The organism is Streptomyces sp. BK79, assembly GCF_044142145.1.
Taxonomy (GTDB): domain Bacteria; phylum Actinomycetota; class Actinomycetes; order Streptomycetales; family Streptomycetaceae; genus Streptomyces.
In genome coordinates this window covers 1-16,548 of sequence record NZ_JBHVOC010000003.1, presented here as the reverse complement: position 1 = coordinate 16,548, position 16,548 = coordinate 1, and the positions used below count along the sequence as shown (strand labels likewise).

General features: G+C 73.8%; 13 protein-coding genes. 8 read left to right on the top strand and 5 right to left on the bottom strand.

From position 1 onward, the window contains the following. Positions 1–142: 142 nt before the first annotated feature. Positions 143–511 carry a helix-turn-helix domain-containing protein gene (locus ACFIF2_RS03995; RefSeq protein ID WP_395571062.1) on the bottom strand — a complete coding sequence of 123 codons (369 nt, stop codon included), beginning with the start codon at positions 509–511 and terminating at the stop codon, positions 143–145. After that, positions 508–759 carry a hypothetical protein gene (locus ACFIF2_RS03990; RefSeq protein ID WP_395571061.1) on the bottom strand — a complete coding sequence of 84 codons (252 nt, stop codon included), beginning with the start codon at positions 757–759 and terminating at the stop codon, positions 508–510. Before ACFIF2_RS03990 ends, ACFIF2_RS03995 begins: the two co-directional genes overlap by 4 nt. Positions 760–900: 141 nt before the next feature. Here ACFIF2_RS03990 and ACFIF2_RS03985 point away from each other — a divergent pair, with 141 nt between their 5' ends. The 5 genes from ACFIF2_RS03985 to ACFIF2_RS03965 all read left to right on the top strand — a co-directional run bounded on the left by ACFIF2_RS03985 (position 901) and on the right by ACFIF2_RS03965 (position 5,747). Next, complete coding sequence (locus tag ACFIF2_RS03985; protein WP_395571060.1) at positions 901–1,740, top strand: TIM barrel protein; 840 nt, start codon at positions 901–903, stop codon at positions 1,738–1,740. A 48-nt stretch (positions 1,741–1,788) separates the two neighbouring features. After that, on the top strand, positions 1,789–2,679 hold the full coding sequence (locus tag ACFIF2_RS03980; protein ID WP_395571059.1) for a 2-hydroxy-3-oxopropionate reductase: 891 nt from the start codon (positions 1,789–1,791) through the stop codon (positions 2,677–2,679). 177 nt (positions 2,680–2,856) lie between these two features. Then, positions 2,857–4,335, top strand: a complete 1,479-nt coding sequence (locus tag ACFIF2_RS03975) for a catalase (RefSeq protein WP_395571058.1) — start codon at positions 2,857–2,859, stop codon at positions 4,333–4,335. 453 nt (positions 4,336–4,788) lie between these two features. Next, on the top strand, positions 4,789–5,031 hold the full coding sequence (locus ACFIF2_RS03970; protein WP_395571057.1) for a hypothetical protein: 243 nt from the start codon (positions 4,789–4,791) through the stop codon (positions 5,029–5,031). A gap of 59 nt (positions 5,032–5,090) precedes the next feature. Continuing rightward, positions 5,091–5,747, top strand: coding sequence for a TIGR04222 domain-containing membrane protein (locus ACFIF2_RS03965; RefSeq protein ID WP_395571056.1), 657 nt, complete (start codon positions 5,091–5,093; stop codon positions 5,745–5,747). A 66-nt stretch (positions 5,748–5,813) separates the two neighbouring features. On the opposite strand, the gene gcl is transcribed toward ACFIF2_RS03965, so the two are convergent. Then, complete coding sequence (gene gcl / locus ACFIF2_RS03960; RefSeq protein ID WP_395571055.1) at positions 5,814–7,598, bottom strand: glyoxylate carboligase; 1,785 nt, start codon at positions 7,596–7,598, stop codon at positions 5,814–5,816. Positions 7,599–7,746: 148 nt separating this feature from the next. Between gcl and ACFIF2_RS03955 the strand changes: the two genes are divergently transcribed. Further along, positions 7,747–8,433: a hypothetical protein gene (locus ACFIF2_RS03955; RefSeq protein ID WP_395571054.1), complete on the top strand. Its 687-nt coding sequence runs from the start codon at positions 7,747–7,749 to the stop codon at positions 8,431–8,433. Positions 8,434–8,451: 18 nt separating this feature from the next. Here ACFIF2_RS03955 and ACFIF2_RS03950 read toward each other — a convergent pair whose 3' ends face one another. Both ACFIF2_RS03950 and ACFIF2_RS03945 read right to left on the bottom strand, forming a co-directional pair. After that, on the bottom strand, positions 8,452–10,032 hold the full coding sequence (locus tag ACFIF2_RS03950) for an AMP-binding protein (RefSeq protein WP_395571053.1): 1,581 nt from the start codon (positions 10,030–10,032) through the stop codon (positions 8,452–8,454). Continuing rightward, on the bottom strand, positions 10,029–11,702 hold the full coding sequence (locus ACFIF2_RS03945) for an AMP-binding protein (RefSeq protein WP_395571052.1): 1,674 nt from the start codon (positions 11,700–11,702) through the stop codon (positions 10,029–10,031). Before ACFIF2_RS03945 ends, ACFIF2_RS03950 begins: the two co-directional genes overlap by 4 nt. A 124-nt stretch (positions 11,703–11,826) precedes the next feature. Here ACFIF2_RS03945 and ACFIF2_RS03940 point away from each other — a divergent pair, with 124 nt between their 5' ends. Both ACFIF2_RS03940 and ACFIF2_RS03935 read left to right on the top strand, forming a co-directional pair. Further along, positions 11,827–12,705, top strand: coding sequence for a response regulator transcription factor (locus tag ACFIF2_RS03940; protein WP_395571051.1), 879 nt, complete (start codon positions 11,827–11,829; stop codon positions 12,703–12,705). Between the two features lie 656 nt (positions 12,706–13,361). After that, positions 13,362–16,214, top strand: a complete 2,853-nt coding sequence (locus ACFIF2_RS03935; RefSeq protein ID WP_395571050.1) for an ATP-binding protein — start codon at positions 13,362–13,364, stop codon at positions 16,212–16,214. Positions 16,215–16,548: the final 334 nt, after the last annotated feature.

Sequence of the window (16,548 nt, the reverse complement as noted above, 5' to 3'; positions counted from 1 at the left end):
CGGGCGTGCCGATAGCTAACGCCCTCGGAAACAACGCGTCAACACTTTGTTGAAAATTCGGGGTAACGAAAGCCGCCGTCCGGTCACCGGACGGCGGCTTGCTGTTCAGGGAGTCGTGCCTGGTCAGGGAGGCGGTCCCGGGTCAGGTGCCCTTCTCGCGGTTGAGGTAGTTGTAGACGGTGAAGCGGCTGACGCCCAGCGCGCTCGCCACGGTCTCCACTCCGTGCCGCACCGAGAAGGCGCCGCGCGCCTCCAGCATGCGCACCACCTCCTGCTTGGCCCTGCGGTCCAGCTCCGCCAGCGGCCTGCCCCGCCGGCGCTCCAGGGCGGCCAGGATGTGGTCCAGGGAGTCGGCGAGCTGCGGCAGGCGTACGGCGACCACGTCGGCGCCCTCCCAGGAGAGCACGACGTCGTCCTGGTCCGCCTCGTCCGGCGGGAGCATCTCGCCGCCGATGGCGTCGACCAGGGGCTTCACGGCCGCGATGAAGGGTTCCTCCCCCGGGCCGGTCACCGCTCGCCCGCCTCGACCACGTTCACCTGGAGGGAGATCCGGGTGGCGCCCGCCTGGAGGGACCGGCGCAGGAGGGCGTCCACGGCGGCGAGCACCGCGTCGGCGCCGCCCTCGGCGGTGTTGCCGAACGGGCCGACGTCCACCTCGTCCAGCGCGGCGGCCTCGACGACCTCCCGGGCGACCACCGCGTGCGCGGGGGCCTCGTCCAGGTCGAAGGGCTCGGTCGTGAACTCCACTCTCAATCGCACCCGGTCAACCTAACGCGCGGTGACCGTTTTCCGCCGCCCCCTCTTGACAAGCTCCACCGGCCGACGGCAATCTTCCATTACGCAGAAACGAACTTCCGTAATGCGGAACATCGATCGAAACGGAAGGGAGCGCGGCACCCGATGGGCTTCGCAGATCAGCGCTTCAACGTCAACCTGTCGATCCTCTTCACGGAACTCCCGCTCCTGGAGCGTCCCGCGGCCGCCGCCGCGGCCGGCTTCACCGCGGTCGAGCTGTGGTGGCCCTGGATCGACTCCCCCACCCCCGAGCGGTCCGAGCTCGACGCCCTGAAGCAGGCCATCGAGGACGCGGGCGTCCAGCTCACCGGGCTGAACTTCTACGCCGGACAGCTGCCGGGCCCCGACCGCGGCGCCCTGTCGGTCCCGGGCGAGGAGTCGGACCGGTTCCGCGCCAACGTCGACGTGGCCGCCGACTTCGCGAAGTCCCTGGGCTGCACGGCGCTCAACGCCCTGTACGGCAACCGCGTCGAGGGCGTGGACCCCGCCGAGCAGGACCGGCTCGCGCTGGAGAACCTGGTCCTCGCCGCCCGCGCGGCCGACCGCATCGGCGCGGTCCTGCTGGTCGAGGCGCTCAACGAGCCCGAGTCGCCGCGGTACCCGCTGGTGTCGGCGCCGGCCGCGATCGAGGTCGTCGACAAGGTCAACGAGGCCACAGGGCTGGGCAACGCCAAGTTCCTCATGGACCTCTACCACCTGTCCATGAACGGCGAGGACCTGCAGCAGGTGATCGACGCGTACGCCGCGAAGACCGGCCACGTGCAGATCGCCGACAACCCCGGCCGCGGCGCCCCCGGCACGGGCTCCCTCCCCCTGGAGGACCTGCTCGACCGCCTGAGGAAGGCCGGTTACGACGGCTGGGTCGGCCTGGAGTACAAGCCGGGCGACGCCCCCAGCGCCGAGTCCTTCTCCTGGCTGCCGGCCGAGGCCCGCGCGGCCCGCTGAGCGCCGCACCGCAGGAACGTCCCAGAGATTTTCAGAGAGGTACCCATCATGAGCACGCTTCCCAAGGTCGCCTGGATCGGTCTCGGCATCATGGGCTCCCCCATGTCGGAGAACCTGATCAAGGCGGGTTACCAGGTCACCGGTTACACGCTGGAGCAGGAGAAGCTGGACCGCCTGTCCGCCGCCGGCGGCACCGTGGCCGGCTCGATCGCCGAGGCCGTGCGCGACGCCGACGTCGTCGTGACCATGGTGCCCGCGTCGCCGCAGGTCGAGGCGATCGCCTACGGCCCCGACGGCATCCTGGAGAACGCGAGGTCCGGCGCCCTGCTGGTCGACATGTCCTCGATCACCCCGCAGACCTCGGTGGACCTCGCGAAGGCCGCCGAGGACAAGGGCATCCGCGTCCTGGACGCCCCCGTCTCCGGCGGCGAGGCCGGCGCGATCGAGGCCGTGCTGTCCATCATGGTCGGCGGCGAGCAGGCCGACTTCGACGAGGCCAAGCCGCTCCTGGAGGCGCTCGGCAAGACCATCGTGCTGTGCGGTCCGCACGGCTCGGGCCAGACCGTGAAGGCCGCCAACCAGCTCATCGTCGCCGTGAACATCCAGGCGTGCGCCGAGGCCGTGGTCTTCCTGGAGAAGTCGGGCGTGGACCTGAAGGCCGCCCTGGACGTGCTCAACGGCGGCCTGGCGGGCTCGACCGTCCTGACGCGGAAGAAGGACAACTTCCTGGCCCGCGACTTCAAGCCGGGCTTCCGCATCGACCTGCACCACAAGGACATGGGCATCGTCACCGACGCCGCCCGCAACGTCGGCGCCGCGCTTCCGGTCGGCGCCGTGGTCGCCCAGCTGGTCGCCTCGCTGCGCGCCCAGGGCGACGGCGGCCTGGACCACTCGGCCCTGCTGCGGGCCGTGGAGCGCCTGTCCGGCGCCCAGGTCTGACCGCAGGCACCCCCCGAGACCTCCGGGCGGCACCGCCGCTGACACCTGTCCTGTCGCGCCCGAGCGGCGGCGTCGCCCGGAACCACTTCAACAAACTGTTGACGTGCTCGTCACCCGAACTTAGGCTCCACGAAGCGGAAATGGTTTTCCGCTGACCCCTCGCACGGAAGGTCCCCGATGTCGCAGCGCGTGCTCACGACGCGGACTCTCACCACGGAGTCCGGCGCCCCGGTCGCAGACAACCAGAACTCCGCCTCCGCCGGCATCGGCGGCCCCCTCCTCATCCAGGACCAGCACCTGCTGGAGAAGCTCGCCCGCTTCAACCGCGAGCGCATCCCGGAGCGCGTGGTGCACGCGCGCGGCTCCGGCGCCTACGGCCACTTCGAGGTGACCGACGACGTCACCGGCTTCACGCACGCCGACTTCCTGAGCACCGTCGGCAAGCGCACCGAGGTCTTCCTGCGCTTCTCCACCGTGGCCGACTCCCTCGGCGGCGCGGACGCGGTCCGCGACCCGCGCGGCTTCGCGGTGAAGTTCTACACCGAGGAGGGCAACTACGACCTCGTCGGCAACAACACCCCGGTGTTCTTCATCAAGGACCCGATCAAGTTCCCCGACTTCATCCACTCGCAGAAGCGCGACCCGTTCTCGGGCCGCCAGGAGCCGGACAACGTCTGGGACTTCTGGGGGCACTCCCCCGAGGCCACGCACCAGGTGACCTGGCTGATGGGCGACCGCGGCATCCCGGCGTCGTACCGCCACATGGACGGCTTCGGCTCGCACACCTACCAGTGGACGAACGCCAAGGGCGAGTCGTTCTTCGTCAAGTACCACTTCAAGACGGACCAGGGCATCCGCTGCCTGACCGCCGAGGAGGCGGCCAAGCTCGCGGGCGAGGACCCGACCTCGCACCAGACGGACCTGGTGCAGGCCATCGAGCGGGGCGTGCACCCGTCCTGGACGCTGCACGTGCAGCTGATGCCGGTGGCCGAGGCGGCGAACTACCGCTTCAACCCGTTCGACGTGACCAAGGTGTGGCCGCACGCCGACTACCCGCTCAAGCGCGTGGGCCGGCTGGTGCTGGACCGCAACCCGGACAACGTCTTCGCCGAGGTCGAGCAGGCCGCGTTCTCCCCGAACAACTTCGTTCCGGGCATCGGCCCCTCCCCCGACAAGATGCTCCAGGGCCGTCTGTTCGCCTACGCGGACGCGCACCGCTACCGCCTGGGCGTCAACCACACCCTGCTCGCGGTGAACGCCCCGAAGGCGGTTCCCGGCGGCGCCGCCAACTACGGCCGGGACGGCTTCATGGCCTCCAACGGGCAGGGCCGGGACGCCAAGAACTACGAGCCGAACTCGTACGACGGCCCGGTCGAGACCGGCCGCCCGCTGGCCGCCCCGCTCGCGGTGTCCGGCCACACCGGCACCCACGAGGCGCCGCAGCACACCAAGGACGACGACTTCTTCCAGGCCGGTGAGCTGTTCCGCCTGATGTCCGAGGACGAGAAGAAGCGCCTGATCGCGAACATCGCCGGCGGCCTGTCCCAGGTCTCCCGCAATGACGTGGTCGAGAGGAACCTCGCGCACTTCCACGCCGCCGACACGGAGTACGGCAAGCGCGTGGAGGAGGCGGTCCGCGCCCTGCGCGAGGACTGACCGGCGAGAAAGCTCGCGCACGGGCCCCGGCGGGGAGGCCGGGACCGTGTGCGCGGCCCGCGCAGGCACCGGAGCGGCCCGGATGAGGGGTGACCGCACGGAGCAGGCGCGGGCAGGGCGAGGACCGCGGCGGCCTGCGAGCCAGTGCGGTGGTGAAGGGCCCGGAGGCTTCTCCTACGACCTGAGGGGAGGAGCCGTTCCGGACCCGTCGCACCGCCGCGGTCCCAGCCATCACCCGCCCCCCTTTCCCGGGGGCCCCAGAACTCCGTCCGGCGGCGCGAACGACCTGTCGCGCCCAGCCTCGCGCCGCCGGACGGGCACCATGTGAAGAACCTTCACCGGCCGGAGAGCGCCGGATGCGGACGGTCCCGCATCCGGCGCTCTTCGGCGTCCACCGGCATCCCCCGGCCCGCACGGGGTGCGGATCCGCCGCCCGCGCAGCAGCCTGGAGGCATGGCAACGGCACACCCACCCGAGCACCCGCACATCGTGGTCCACTCCCCCGCCTTGGACGGCTCCCGCCGGGTCACCTCGGGCGACGAGACGCTCGGCGTCGCCTCGCACGTCGACGACGTCGCCGAGCTGCTGCGCCTGGCCGACCTCTACGTGACCGACGTCGAGGAGAGCGACCTGGTCGAGTGGCAGGGCGGCGGGCCGGACGACTGGCCGGGACTGCACGAGCACCACGAGCGCTGACGAGCGGGCGTAGGCGCCCCCGTCGGCGGGCACATCCCCAGGCACACGGGGGTGAGGCCATGGACGCCGGCACGGAGACCGGACGGGAGCCGCACGAGGTCGCGCTGCTGGGCGGCGGGCCACGGGGCGCGGTCACGGTGGCGGTGGTCGCCCTGCATCTGAAGGGCGCCGTCGAGACCGGTCCGCGCAGGACGCTGTGCGCGACGGGGCCGGAGCCGGACGGACTGCATCCCTTCGAGGGGACCGTCCTGGACTGTCTGCGCGAGCCGCGCACCGCCCGGGAGCTGGTCCGGCATCCCGACGTGCGCCTGGCGGTGGCCCTGACGCGCATCCCGCTCGCGGAGGAGGGGTTGCTGCGCTATCCCCGTCTGGGGCCGACCCGCGGCGCCCGCAGGCAGGTGGAGTTCTGGCGGGCGCGGTACCCGTTGCCGGCGGTCGGGCACGGGCTGTCGGACGACGGCACGCTGCTCGCGGTCGCCCTGCACGGCGATGCCGCGCTGCGCGTGCTCCTGCCGCGCTTCGCGCTGCGCGCCGGGCTGACGGAGCCGGGTGCCCCGGCCGGGGCAGGGCGCTTCTCCCTGGGCCGGGGCAGGTTCCTGAGGTGGCGCGACGAGTACGAGGACTCGGTCTCGGGCGACTGGGGCGCCGGTCACGGGGGCCACGCGGGCACCGGCGGCTCGGGGGGCGGCGGGGGTGGCGGGGGTGGCGGGGACTGAGCGGCCCCGGACACGCGCGAGGGCGGCCCGTCGGTGACGGACCGCCCTCGTTACGTCCTGTGCGGGTCAGACCTTCAGGGTCCGGATCGCCGTCGGGGCGTGTCCGGGCTCGGTCGCGACCTCCTCGAACTCCACGACGTTGCTGATGTCGTTGGTGCCCGACATGGAGATGTTGGTGACGCGCTCCAGGATCGCCTCCACGATCACCGGCACCCGGAACTCGGCGGCCAGCTTCTTGGCCTGCTCCAGGGCGGCGCCCAGCTCGCCCGGGTCGGTGACCCGGATCGCCTTGCAGCCCAGGCCCTCGGCGACCTTGACGTGGTCGACGCCGTAGACGCCCAGCTCGGGCGAGTTGATGTTCTCGAACTCCAGGTTGACCTGGAAGTCGATCTCGAACGCCCGCTGGGCCTGGCGGATCAGGCCCAGGTAGGAGTTGTTGACCAGGACGTGCACGTACGGGATCTTGTGCTGCGCGCCGACGGCCAGTTCCTCGATCATGAACTGGAAGTCGTAGTCGCCGGAGAGCGCCACGACCTGGGCGTCCGGGTCGGCCTTGGCGACGCCGAGCGCGGCCGGGACGGTCCAGCCCAGCGGGCCGGCCTGGCCGCAGTTGATCCAGTGCCGCGGGCGGTAGACGTGCAGCATCTGGGCGCCGGCGATCTGCGAGAGGCCGATGGTGGAGACGTACCGGGTCTCCGGGCCGAAGGCCTTGTTCATCTCCTCGTAGACGCGCTGCGGCTTGATCGGGATGTCGTCGAAGTGCGTACGGCGCTGGAGGGCGGCCTTGCGCTCCTGCGCGGAGGCGGCCCAGTCGGAGCGGTCGGGCAGCTTGCCGGCCGCCTTCAGCTCCTTCGCGACCTCGACGAACAGCTCCAGGGCGGCCTTGGCGTCGGACGCGATGCCGTAGTCCGGGGCGAAGATCTTGCCGATCTGGGTCGGCTCGACGTCGACGTGGACGAACTTCCGGCCGGCGGTGTAGACGTCGAGCTTGCCGGTGTGGCGGTTGGCCCAGCGGTTGCCGATGCCGAGGACGAAGTCCGACTCCAGGAAGGTCGCGTTGCCGTAGCGGTGCGAGGTCTGCAGGCCGACCATGCCGGCGTTCAGCTCGTGGTCGTCGGGGAGCAGGCCCCAGCCCATCAGGGTCGGGACGACCGGGGTGCCGGTCAGCTCGGCGAACTCGACCAGGAGGTCGGCGGCGTCGGCGTTGATGATCCCGCCGCCGGCCACGATCAGCGGGCGCTCGGCGGCGTTGAGCATGCCGATGGCCTTCTCGATCTGGGCGCGGCTCGCGGCCGGCTTGTAGACCGGCAGCGGCTCGTAGGTCTCCGGGTCGAACTCGATCTCGGTGAGCTGGACGTCGATCGGCAGGTCGATGAGGACCGGGCCGGGACGGCCGGAGCGCATCAGGTGGAACGCCTGCTGGAAGACGCCGGGGACCTGCGCCGCCTCCAGGACGGTGACGGCCATCTTGGTGACCGGCTTGGCGATCGAGGCGATGTCGACGGCCTGGAAGTCCTCCTTGTGGATCACCGCGGTCGGCGCCTGGCCGGTGATGCACAGGATCGGGATCGAGTCGCCGATCGCCGAGTACAGGCCGGTGATCATGTCGGTGCCGGCCGGTCCCGAGGTGCCGATGCAGACACCGATGTTGCCGGCGTGCGTGCGGGTGTAGCCCTCGGCCATGTGCGAGGCGCCCTCGACGTGCCGGGCGAGGGTGTGCTGCACGCCGCCGGATGCCTTGAGGGCGGCGTAGAAGGGGTTGATCGCCGCGCCCGGCACGCCGAACGCGTCCGTGACGCCCTCGCGCTTGAGAATCTCAACTGCCGCTCGGGCAGCGGTCATACGAGCCATCGAGTACTCCTGCTGTCGGCTGTCGGATTCGCACTCCCGTCGCGCCCCGCGGTGAGCTTCTTCCGTAGCAACTTCCGTATAGCGAAATTTGTTTTCTACGATCTGGAAGTAATGTAAGGGGGTGGCCGAGGGCCGTCAAGAGAGGACGATGGGGGTCATGTCCGAGACCGTCCCGGTGTGCTGCACCGCCTGCGGGCGCCGGCACCGCTACACGGCACCGTCGTACCCCTGCGCCTGCGGGGCGTCCGTCGCCCCCGCGCTCGATCCGCGCGGGACCGTCACCGCGGTCACCCACCGCGCGTGGGACGAGGAGTGGATCGGCGTGCGCTGCGCGGCCTGCGGGACCGAGAGCCGGTGGCCGCGGCCGGAGGTGGGCTGCCCGTGCGGGACGGTGCTGTGCGTGCCGGTGGACCGCGCGGCCACGGGCCGCTCGGGACGTACGCCGGGCTCACGGGTGCCCGCTCACCGGGCCGTGCCGATCCGCACCGCCCGCGACGCGGTCACCGCCGCCGTCCTGTACCTGCGCGGGCTCGGCCACCGGGACGTGCGCCGCGCCGACCAGCGGCCCGTGGCGGGCGTCGGGCTGGCCGCACCCGGCATCGTGGTCCAGGTCGACCCGACGGCGGGCCCGGCCTCGGCGCGGGACGTGGAGTGCCTGTGGCTGACGGCCATGGCGGAGTCCGCGAGCTGCGTCTACTTCTCCCTGACCGGGTACGCCGAACAGGCGCGCGCCCGCGCCGACCTGCTGGGCGTCCCGCTCTTCGTCCTCGAGCCGACGGGCGTGCCGCGCCCGGTCAACGCACCGGCCGTGGCGCTGGACGCCACGGCCGGCTGACGTGTCACCTCCGTACGGCTACGCGCCGTACCGCTCCCGCAGCTCGATCTTGCGGACCTTCCCGGAGACGGTCATCGGGAAGGAGTCGAGGATTTGCAGGCGGCTGGGCACCTTGTAGTGGGCCAGCCGCCCCTCGCAGTGGGCGCGCAGTTCCTCCAGGGTGAGCGGGTCGGCCGCGTCGCGCGGGATGACGCAGGCGAGGACCTCCTCGCCGTAGCGCTCGTGCGGGACGCCGACCACCTGGACGTCCGCGATCTTCGGGTGGGCGTAGAGGAACTCCTCGATCTCGCGCGGGTAGACGTTCTCGCCACCTCGGATGATCATGTCCTTGATGCGGCCGACGATCTCCACGTACCCGTCCTCGCGCATCACCGCGAGGTCACCGGTGTGCATCCAGCGGCCCCGGTCGATCGCCTCGGCGGTCTTCTCGGGCTCGTCCCAGTAGCCGAGCATCACGCTGTAGCCCCGGGTGCGCAGTTCCCCGGCCTCGCCGCGCGGCACGGTCACCCCGGTCACCGGGTCGGCGACCTTCACCTCGATGTGGGGCAGGACCCGGCCGACGGTGCCGGTGCGGTGTTCGAGGTCGTCGTCGATCCGGGTCTGGAGGGAGACGGGCGACGTCTCGGTCATGCCGTAGCAGATGGAGACCTCGCGCATGTGCATTTCCGCGACCACCCGCTTCATCACCTCCACCGGGCAGGGCGAGCCCGCCATGATGCCGGTGCGCAGGGAGGTGAGATCGTAGGAGGCGAAGTCGGGGAGGTTCAGCTCCGCGATGAACATGGTGGGGACGCCGTACAGGGACGTGCAGCGCTCCCGCTGGACGGCCTCCAGTGTGGCCCTCGGGTCGAACGAGGGGGCCGGGATCACCATGCAGGCGCCGTGGGACGTGGCGGCGAGATTGCCCATCACCATGCCGAAGCAGTGGTAGAACGGCACCGGGATGCACACCCGGTCCTGTTCGCTGTACGCGATCGACTCCCCGACGAAGTAACCGTTGTTGAGGATGTTGTGGTGGGAGAGCGTCGCCCCCTTCGGGAAGCCCGTCGTCCCGGAGGTGTACTGGATGTTGACGGGGTCGTCGCAGGACAGCTCCTCGAACGGCACCGGCGTCCCGCGCGCGATCAGCGCCTCCCAGCTCGGGTCCCCGATGAACACCGTCTCCCGCAGTCGCGGGCACCTGCCGCGCACTTGGCCGACCATCGCCCGGTAGTCGCTGGTCCGGTGGCTGAGGGAGGCGATCAGGAGCGAGACACCGGCCTGGTTGAGGACGTACTCGACCTCGTGGGTGCGGTAGGCCGGGTTGATGTTCACCATGACCGCGCCGATCCGGGCGGTCGCGTACTGGACGAGCACCCACTCGGGGCAGTTGACCGCCCAGATGCCCACCCGGTCACCCCGGGCGACCCCGCTCGCGAGCAGCGCGTACGCCAACTCGTCGACGTCGGCGGCGAACTGGGCGTACGTCCAGCGCCGCCCGGACGGCACGTCGACCAGCGCCTCGCGATCCGGCCAGGCCGCGACGGCGCGGTCCAGGTTGGCGCCGATGGTGTCGCCGAGCAGAGGCGTGTCGCCGGTCCCGTGGGTGTACGAGTTCACCGGAAGTCCTCCTCGCGGTACTCGGCGTCGGAGCCCGCCGCCGTGGCCTCGCGCAGCTCGATGCGGCGGATCTTGCCGGAGACGGTCTTGGGCAGGTCGCCGAACTCCAGGCGCCGGATGCGCTTGTAGGGGGCGAGGGCCTCGCGGGAGTGCTCGAACAGCACCTTCGCGGTGTCCGCGCCCGGCTCCCAGCCCGCCGCCAGCACGACGTACGCCTTGGGCACGGCCAGGCGCAGGGCGTCCGGGGCCGGGACGACCGCCGCCTCGGCGACCGCCTCGTGCTCCAGCAGGGCGCTCTCCAGCTCGAAGGGGGAGATCTTGTAGTCGGACGCCTTGAAGACGTCGTCGGCGCGGCCGACGTAGGTGAGGTGGCCGTCGGCGTCGCGGGCGCCGATGTCGCCGGTGCGGTAGTAGCCGCCCGCCATCGCCTCCGCCGTGCGGTCGGGGTCGCCGTGGTAGCCGGTCATCAGGCCGACGGGGCGCTCGGACAGGTCCAGGGCGATCTCGCCCTCGTCGGCGCCGGGCGCGCCGGTGACCGGGTCGAGGAGTTCGACGCGGTAGCCGGGGCTGGGGCGGCCCATCGAGCCGGTCTTCAGCACCTGGCCGGGGCTGTTGGAGACCTGGACGGCGGTCTCGGTCTGCCCGAAGCCGTCCCGGACGGTGCGGCCCCAGGAGCGGCGGACCTGTTCGATCACCTCGGGGTTGAGCGGCTCGCCGGCGGCGACGACCTCGCGCGGCGGGGTGGCGAGCTGCGTCAGGTCGGCCTGGATGAGCATGCGCCACACGGTCGGCGGGGCGCAGAAGGTGGTCACCCGGGCCCGGTCCATCTCGGCCATCAGGCGGGCCGCGTCGAACCGGGTGTAGTTGTGCAGGAAGACGGTCGCCTCGGCGTTCCACGGCGCGAACAGGTTCGACCAGGCGTGCTTGGCCCAGCCGGGCGAGGAGATGTTCAGGTGGACGTCGCCGGGCTTCAGGCCGATCCAGTACATGGTCGCCAGGTGCCCGACCGGGTACGAGGTGTGGGTGTGCTCCACCAGCTTCGGGCGGGCGGTGGTGCCCGAGGTGAAGTACAGCATCAGCGGGTCGTCGGCGGCGGTCGGGCCGTCCGGGGTGAAGGCGTCGGAGGCGGTGTACGCGTCCTCGTAGGGCTGCCAGCCGGGGGCCGTGGTGCCGCCGACCGCGATACGGGTGTAGTCGCCGGGCACGTCGGCGAACTTGCCGGTGTCCTCGGAGCGGACGATCACATGCTTGACCCGGCCGCGGTCGACACGGTCGCGCAGGTCGGCGGGGCCGAGCAATGGGGTGGCCGGGATGACGACGGCGCGCAGCTTCATGGCGGCGAGCGCGGTCTCCCACAGTTCGGCCTGGTTGCCGAGCATGACGAGGATGCGGTCCTCGGGGCCGACGCCCCAGGCGCGCAGCCGGTTCGCCACCCGGTTCGAGCGGGCGGACATCTCGGCGAAGGAGACGCGGACCTCGGAGCCGTCCTCCTCGACGATGTGCAGGGCGGTGCGTCCGTTGCCGTCGGCGATGGCGTCGAACCAGTCCAGCGCCCAGTTGAAGTACTCGGGCCGGGGCCACCGGAATCCCTCGTACGCGGCGGTGTAGTCCTCACGGTGTTCCAGCAGGAAGTCCCGTGCGCTGCGGAACAGCTCCGTGGCCGTCGTCATCCGTCCTCCTTCGTGCCGGACCTTGCCGGGCGGCTCGGTGCCATCGTCTAATCCGTGACGGAGGTCTCACTACCCCCGAACGGGGGTGTGCGCCCCGCGGACGGGCGCGAAGGAGGGCGGACGAGTGGTGGTGGACGCGGCCGACGGCGTGGAGATCCGCGGCGCGCTGGCGCGGCTGCGGCGGACGACCGGGCTGCCGGTCGCCTTCGGCGGGCTGGTGGAGTCCGGGCGGCACCAGGTGCGCATCAGCGAGCTGAGCGGCACCGCCACGGCCGCGCTGAGCGCCCTCGCGGTGACCTCCGGCAACGGCCTGGGCGGCAAGGCGGTCGCGCTGTCGCGGCCGTGCGCGGTGACCGACTACTCCGTCTCCCGGCAGATCAGCCACGAGTACGACCTGCCCGTCGCCGCCGAGGGGCTGCGCTCTGTGCTGGCGGTCCCGGTGGTCGTACGGCGCCGGGTGCGCGGAGTGCTCTACGGCGCCCTGCGCACGGCCCAGCCACTGGGCGACCGCACGCTGGACGCGGCGGTGGCGGCGGCGCGGGACGTGGAGCAGGCGCTGGTGCTGCGCGAGCAGGCGCGGACGCTGCGGGAACAGGCGCTGGTTCTGTGGGAGCGGGCGGGCGAGCCGCCGGCGGCGGCCCGGCCCCGGCCGGCGGGCGACCCGGCGGACAACGCGGCGTGGGAACGGGTGCGCGAGGCGCACGCGGCGCTGCGGGCCCTGGCGCCCAGGATCGCGGACCCCGCGCTGCGGGACGAGGTGCTGCGCGCGTGCGGGCTGCTGGCGGCGGACGGCGGCCCCGCCCACCAGGCCCGGCCGGCCCCCCGCGAGCTGGATGTCCTGGCCTGCGTGGCGGCGGGCGCGACGAACGCGGCGGCGGCGGAACGGCTGGCCGTGCGGCCGGAGACCGTCAAGAGCTACCTCCGCTCGGCCATGCGCAAGCTCGGCGCCCACACCCGCGGGGAGGCCGTCGCCGCGGCCCGCCGAGCGGGCTGGCTGCCGTAGCCCGTACGCCGGGACACGGGGCCGGGCGCAGGGCGGGGGCGGGTCGGTGGCCTGGGTGAGTGGGTCGGTCGCGCCTGGGTGAGTGGGTCGGGTGGCCTGGGTGAGTGGGTCGGGTTGAGGCGGTCGGTACGGGCTGCGGGGGCCGGGCTGGGCCCGGCGGCTGGGTGCGAGTCGGCCGGTGCGGGCCGGGCTGCGGCGAGGCGGGCGGTGGGACGGAGTGCCGAGGCACTCGCCGGGCGCGCCGACCGGGAACGACTCGACCGGTGCGGACCGGGCGGCGAGGCGAGTGGCGTACTGGGACCGGGCGGGCTGGGCCCGGCGGCTGAGTGCGGGCGGCCGGTGCGGGGCGGGTTGTGGCGAGGCGGGCTCGGCATGCCAGGTTGCGACGGGACGGCCGGGCGGCACCGATGCGGGTGGTGGGACGGGCGGGGCGGGCTGGGCCCGGCGGCCGGGAGCGGGGCGGCCGGTGCGGGGCGAGCTGGGCCCGGCGGCCCGGGGGCGGGGCGGCCCGGCGGCCCGGGGGCGGGGCGGCCCGGCGGCCCGGGGGTGGGGCGGGTGGCGTCGAGGTGGGCGGGATGAGATGCGGCCGGAGGACCGGCCGGGCAGCGGCGGGGTGGGGGTGGTCGGTGGGTGCCTAATATTGGCCGGGACACGACATGCGGAGGGGAGCGGTCACCGTGCGACGGGACTTCGCGGAGTCTGCCGGGTGCCGTTCCGACCTGGTCATCGGGCGGGAGGAGACGTTCCACGCGGCGCGGGAACAGCTCGCCCGGGGCGGGAGCGTGCTGCTGCACGGACCCGCCGGGATCGGGAAGTCGACCGTGCTGCGGACCCTGGCCGCCGAGCAGGCCCCAACGGCACGCACCGTGCTGCGCTGCTCGGCCACCGAGTCCGAGTCCCACCTCCCCTTCCTCGCCCTCGCCGACCTCCTGGGCCCGGTCCTGGGCGAGGTGGCGCCGGCCCTGCCCGGCGCGCAGAGCACCGCCCTGGAGTCGGCGCTCACCGGCCGCGGCGAGTCCACGCTCCAGCGCGACGGCCTCGCGCTGCGCCTGGCCGTGCTCGGCGCGCTGCGCGCGCTCGCCGCCGAGGGACCCGTCCTCGTCGTCGCCGACGACCTCCAGTGGCTCGATCCGGCCAGCGCGGAGCTGCTCGGCTTCGCCGCGCGGCGCCTGGGCGACACCCCGGTACGGCTGCTGTGCGCGGTGCGGACCGGGGAACCGCAGGGGCGGGACGCGGCGTACGACCGCCAGTTGCGCGCGTCCCCGCCGGACACCCGCGCGGTCCGGCTCGGCCCGCTGACCCGGCCGCAGGTCGCGGCGCTGCTCGACGAACGCGGCTACGCGGGCCTGCCCCGCCCCACGGTCCGCGAGATCCACCGCACCAGCGGCGGCAACCCGCTGTTCGCGCTGGAGCTGGGCCGGGCCCTCGCCGAGGGCCCCACACCGCCCCGGCCGGGCGAGCCCCTGCCGGTGCCGACCTCGCTGCGCGCCCTGGTCCTGACCCGCCTGGAGATGTTGTCGGACGAGGCCCGCCGCACCCTGCTGGTCGCGAGCGCCGGCGCCCGCCCCACCCCCGCCCTCCTGCACGCGGCCGGCCGGGATAACGCCGAGGCCGAGACCGCCCAGGCGATGGCGCTGGGACTGCTCGCGCCCGACCCGGAGGGTCCGGCCGTACGGTTCGCGCATCCGCTGATCTCGGCCGCGCTGTACGCCGAGGCCCCCGCGCCGGAGCGGCGGGCCGCGCACGCCGCGCTGTCCACGGCGGCGAGCGACCCGATCGAGCGCGCCCGCCACCTGGCCCTCGCCTCCACCGGCACCGACCCCGAGGTGGCGGCCCGGCTGGCCGGAGCGGCCGCGCTGGCCCGGGACCGCGGGGCGCCCTCGGTGGCGGCGTCGCTGGGGCTGCTCGCCGCCCGGCACACCCCGGCGGACGGCACACCCGCCCCGGACGAGCGCCGGCTGACGGCCGCCGAGGACGCGATCACCGCGGGCGAGCCCGACCTCGCCCGGGACATCGCCCGCGAGGTGCTGACCCGGGCCGCCTCACCGGGCGAACGCGTGCGGGCCTGGATGGTGGTGATCGAGGCGGCCGGGCAGGCCATCGGCGAGGTCGACGCGGTCTTCCCGCAGGCCCTGGCCGACGCCGGCGACGACCCGCGGCTGCTCGCCCTCGTCCACTACCAGCTGGCCTGGCGCGGGCTGGTGGTGCAGGGCGACTTCGCGCAGGGCCGCGAGGAGGCCGCGCACGCGGCCCGGCTGGCGGCGCGGGCCGGGGACCGGCGCACCGAACTGCTCGCGCTCGCCTTCCAGGCGCAGGCCGAGACGCTGATGGGGCACCCGGACGCCCCGGCGACCATCCGGCGGGCCCTGGAGGAGCCGCAGGACGCGCGGGTCGCGTGCCATCACAACGGGGCCGGATCCTCCCGGTTCCGGTGGCTGGTGATGAGCGACCGGCTGGCCGAGGCGCGGACCACCGCCACGGCGCTGCTGCGCGAGGCGCGCCGGCGCGGCATGGCCGAGAGCGAGGTCCACTACCTGCGCTTCCTCGCCGAGACCGAACTGCACTCCGGGCACTGCGGCCGGGCGCTGGAACTGGCCCGGGAGAGCCTGACGCTGGCCCGGGACGCGGGCATCGGGGAGGGCGCGGGCGCGATGCAGGCCGCGCTCGCCGAGGCCGCCGGCGGCGACGTGGAACGCGCGCTGGCGCTGGCGCGGGAGGCGGTGCGGCGGGCCGAGGAGGACGGCGACGCCGTGTACCTGTCGCGGGCCCTGGCCGCGCTCGGCCACGCGAGCCTGGTGGCGGGCGACGCGCCGGCCGCGGTGGGCGCGCTGCGCCGGGTGCGGGAGCTGGAGACCGGCGCGGGCATCACCGACCCGGCGCGCGGCCGGTGGCAGGGCGACCTCGCCGAGGCGCTGGTGCGCACCGGGGAGGCGGCCGAGGCCCAGGACGTCATCCAGGCCACCCGGGCGCACGCGCTGCGGCTCGGGCGGGAGAGCGTGCTCGCCGTACTGGACCGCGCGGAGGCGCAGCTGCGGGCGGCGCGCGGCGAACACCGGGCCGCCGTCACCCGGTTGGCGTCGGCGCGGGACCGCCTCGCCGGGCTCGGCTTCGGCCTGGAGGAGGCGCGGGCCGCGTTCGCGCTGGCGGCGCTGCACGCCGGACGTGCGGGAGCGGCGCCGGGTGCGGCGTCGTACGACGAGGCGGCGCGGCTGTTCCGGCGCTGCCGGGCACTGCCCTGGCTGCGGCAGGTGGAGGCGGCCGCCGTGGCGCGGGCCGCCGGACCCCGGCCCGGGCCGGCCGCCGTGCCCGACGGGCTGGCGGGGCTCGCCTCGATGGAGCGTCAGGTGGCCGCGCTGGTCATGGACGGCGCGACCAACCGGGAGGCGGCCGCCCGCCTGTTCGTCAGCGTCAAGACCGTCGAGGCGACCCTGACCAGGGTCTACCGCAAGCTCGGGATCCGCTCCCGGGTCGACCTCGTCCGGCTGGCGGCGGGCCGGCCACCCGGCTGAGAAGCACGGGGTTTACCGAGCGGAAACCGAGGGTTTTCCCTGCCCGGCTCCCTTAGGGTCTCCCCTCATTGGGCGCTCCCCGCCGCCGGTTCTAGCGTGAGCACGTGCCGCTCGCCCGGGCACACGGGGATCTGTCCCGAGACCCCCGTGCCCCCCACGCCCGTGCGACCCCCCACCGGCAACCCCTGAGGAGATGACTCATGTCCGGGCCCACCCGTGCCAGTCCCGAACCGACGGCTTCCCTGATGTCCTGAGTACCCCTCAGGTGCCTGTCCAGGGGGGGGGGGGGGGGGGGGGGGGCGGCGCCCCGCCCGCCCCCCCCCCCCCCACGCCC